At 68.1% G+C, this 1570-nt stretch carries 2 protein-coding genes; one reads left to right on the top strand and one right to left on the bottom strand.

The window, feature by feature from the left end; translation table 11 throughout:
- Window positions 1-138 precede the first annotated feature (138 nt).
- On the bottom strand, window positions 139-309 hold the full coding sequence (locus ACX9I7_RS32565) for a tautomerase family protein (RefSeq protein WP_459389394.1): 171 nt from the start codon (window positions 307-309) through the stop codon (window positions 139-141).
- Window positions 310-887: 578 nt separating this feature from the next.
- On the opposite strand from ACX9I7_RS32565, the gene ACX9I7_RS32570 reads away from it, so the two are divergent.
- A complete protein-coding gene (locus tag ACX9I7_RS32570; RefSeq protein ID WP_459389395.1) occupies window positions 888-1253 on the top strand; it encodes an amidohydrolase family protein in 366 nt (121 codons plus the stop codon).
- Window positions 1254-1570 lie beyond the last annotated feature (317 nt).

A 1570-nucleotide genomic window follows, 5' to 3' on the forward strand; every position in this document is an offset into this window, starting at 1 on the left:
GCAGCACTGACAAGCCACTGACCATGACCGGCGATCGGCTCCGCGATGAACGCAACGCGGAGAACTGCTGGTTCCTGGAGCCTCTGTTGCGGAGCGGTCACCGCAACAGGGGCCGAGGGGCTCGCTGATGGTGCCGGGTCAGCCGACCGACATCGTCGGCTTGACCGGGTGCGCGCGGTCGGAGGCAAGCGTGCCGGCTGTGCCCCAGTAGGACGTGTCCACCTCCCGTATGACCACTGTTACGGCTTCACGGGGACACTGAGCGGCCTTCGCGACAGCGTCGGTGATGTCTTGTACGGCCTGGGGCACGGGCGGACTTGGTGCTGCCGCTCCACCAGTCGACGGTGACGATGGGCATGGGTTCCTCCTTCAGCCGATGCTCCCAGGAAGTACCTATGTGACGACTCTCCCAGCACCACCCCGAAACAACAGGACGGTTGGTTCGGTCTATCCGCAGGGGGTGAGGGCGGTCGCTCCCACCCCGTCAAGCGCGCCGGCAATCGGGTGGGCCCGCTGCCGCGAAGGGGGAAGCACGATGGAAGACGGGTTATCACTTTCCAGCGCTCGCGCGGGTGCCCGCGCCGGAGGGCTGCGCAGCGTGCCCGAGAGGGCACAGATGACCTATCAGCGGCCGGCGCTACGGGGCCTGGCCGAGCATCACCGGGGCCATGACGGGCATGCCGTGCTCGTCAGCCAGCTGGACGCGGTCGAAGCGGCGATCGCTCACGCGGAGCAGCTACAGCAGGACCGACCAACTCACGCTTCAGCAGCAGCTGACCCGGGCTCGTAAGGCCATCAGGGACGCACCCTCGGACGATGGGCTCGCCGGCCCGGCGCGAGGCTTCGGCGTGGCCCGGGAACCCGTGTCAGGATCGGCTGAAGGCGACGTGTTCGCACAGGCCACTACCGAGGTGTGCTTCACGCTGACGCTTCCGGCGTCCCGGGTGTGCTCGGCCAACCCGGCCCGGCTGTTCGGTCTCGACGACCGGAAGGGCAGTGTCACCGAAGGCATGGACGCCGACTTCGTACTGTTCGACCCCGACGCCACCTGGCTGATGTCAGCCCACCACGCCCAGACGAAGAACCACTGGTCGGCCTACGAGGGATGGACCTTCACCGGGCGCCCGGACCTCACCGTGCGCCGCGGAGAGGTCGCCTGGGACGGTCGCGAGGCCGCGATCTTCGGCAGCCCCAAGGGCACATGGCTCGACGCCCGGGTCGGCCAGCCGACCGGCCTGGCGGTCACGCACTGAACCCGCGCCCTCCCCAACCCTTGCTAACCGCAGCGGGCGGCGTACCCAGATCGGGCACGCCGCCCGTCGGCTGGCTGCGCTCGTGCCTCCGCGGTGACTTGCATTGACTCAAGGAACTAACTGTCTGATGAGCGTGGACGGGCCCGCAGAGTGGACGTGGCCGGCTCCGGTGCCATATGGCGATTCCTCGGATGGCACCGCCAGGAGAGAGCCAGAGGGGAACCGGGAGAGGTTGGGCGGGAAAGCTCGCCAGTGTGCCAACGCCATTGGCTGTCCCGCTGTTTGTTGGTCGGCAGTCAGCAGTACGTCAGTGCTCG

It is taken from the genome of Streptomyces sp. L500 (genome assembly GCF_054551825.1).